The sequence below is a fragment of the Bartonella sp. CR84HXZ genome (assembly GCF_042194535.1).
In the GTDB taxonomy this organism is placed as follows: domain Bacteria; phylum Pseudomonadota; class Alphaproteobacteria; order Rhizobiales; family Rhizobiaceae; genus Bartonella; species Bartonella grahamii.
This window is the reverse complement of the sequence record NZ_JBHIMY010000070.1, coordinates 1-1,583: the sequence shown is the minus strand read 5'-3', so window position 1 is coordinate 1,583 and position 1,583 is coordinate 1. Positions and strand designations below refer to the sequence as shown.

At 42.8% G+C, this 1,583-nt stretch carries 1 protein-coding gene and 1 pseudogene; both read left to right on the top strand.

Features of this window, described 5'->3' with window-relative positions; genetic code table 11:
• Positions 1–458: 458 nt before the first annotated feature.
• A complete protein-coding gene (gene atpB / locus ACFIKD_RS09330) occupies positions 459–800 on the top strand; it encodes a F0F1 ATP synthase subunit A (RefSeq protein WP_375621879.1) in 342 nt (113 codons plus the stop codon).
• A 179-nt stretch (positions 801–979) separates the two neighbouring features.
• Positions 980–1,519 (top strand): annotated as a pseudogene (locus ACFIKD_RS09325) (cytochrome c oxidase subunit 3).
• Positions 1,520–1,583: the final 64 nt, after the last annotated feature.

Below are 1,583 nucleotides of genomic sequence, written 5' to 3'. Positions count from 1 at the left end.
CAACACTCCCTACACTATATCTTATTACACAATTAAAACTGCTAAACATACACTACCATCAACCCCCCCCGACAAAAAAACACTCATAAGCAAGCCCCCAATAGCTACTGACAACTAAAATGAACGAAAATCTGTTTACCCTATTCGCAACTCCAATAATCCTAAATCAACCTGCCACAATCCCCATCATTATATTTCCCATATTATTAATCCCAACGTCCAAACATCTCATTAACAACCGACTAATCACTATCCAACGCAACCTAGTACTATTCACTCTAAAACAAATAATAATAACCCATAATGCTAAGGGGCGAACCTGATCTCTAATACTAATATCCCTAATTACCTTTATTACCACAACTAACCTTCTGGGACTCCTACCCCATTCATTTACACCCACCACCCAACTATCCATAAACCTCGCTATAGCAATCCCCTTATGAGCTGCCACAGTAATCACAGGCCTTCGCTTTAAAACCAAAAGCTCCCTAGCTCACCTCCTACCACAAGGCACACCAACATTACTCATCCCCATACTAGTAATAATCGAAACCATTAGCCTGGTCATCCAACCAGTAGCCCTAGCCGTACGCTTAACTGCTAACATTACGGCTGGTCACCTGCTAATACACCTAGTTGGAAACGCAACACTAACACTACTAACTATCAGCCCCCCCGCTACTTCACTGATCTTCACACTCCTGACACTACTCACCATCCTAGAAATCGCAGTTGCTCTAATCCAAGCCTACGTTTTCACACTTCTAGTTAGCCTTTATTTACACAACAACACCTAATGGCCCACCAATCCCATGCTTACCACATAGTCAAACCCAGCCCCTGACCACTAGCAGGGGCTCTATCAGCCCTTCTAACAACATCCGGCTTAGCCATATGATTTCACTTCTATTCCACCACTCTATTAACACTAGGTCTACTAACCACAACACTAACCCTTCACCAATGATGACGCGATATCGTACGAGAAAGCACTTATCAAGGACATCACACGACACCCGTTCAAAAAAACCTTCGATATGGCATAGTCCTATTCATTATCTCAGAAGTCTTCTTCTTTACCGGGTTCTTCTGAGCATTCTACCACTCAAGCCTAGCCCCAACCCCTTATTTAGGGGGCCACTGGCCACCAACAGGTATTACCCCATTAAATCCCTTAGAAGTACCCCTTCTAAATACCTCTGTATTATTAGCATCAGGAGTAACAATTACCTGAACTCACCACAGCCTTATAAACAACAATCGAAAACAAACAACCCAGGCTCTACTCATCACAATTCTACTAGGCATCTATTTCACCTTACTACAAATTTCAGAGTACTTTGAAGCACCCTTCACCATTTCCGACGGTATTTATGGCTCAACATTCTTTATCGCTACGGGTTTCCATGGACTCCACGTCATCATTGGATCCACTTTCCTCCTTATCTGTCTCATCCGCCAACTATTATATCACTTCACACCAAACCACCACTTCGGCTTTGAAGCTGCCGCTTGATATTGACACTTTGTAGATGTTGTATGATTACTCCTCTACATCTCTATTTACTGATGAGGATCCA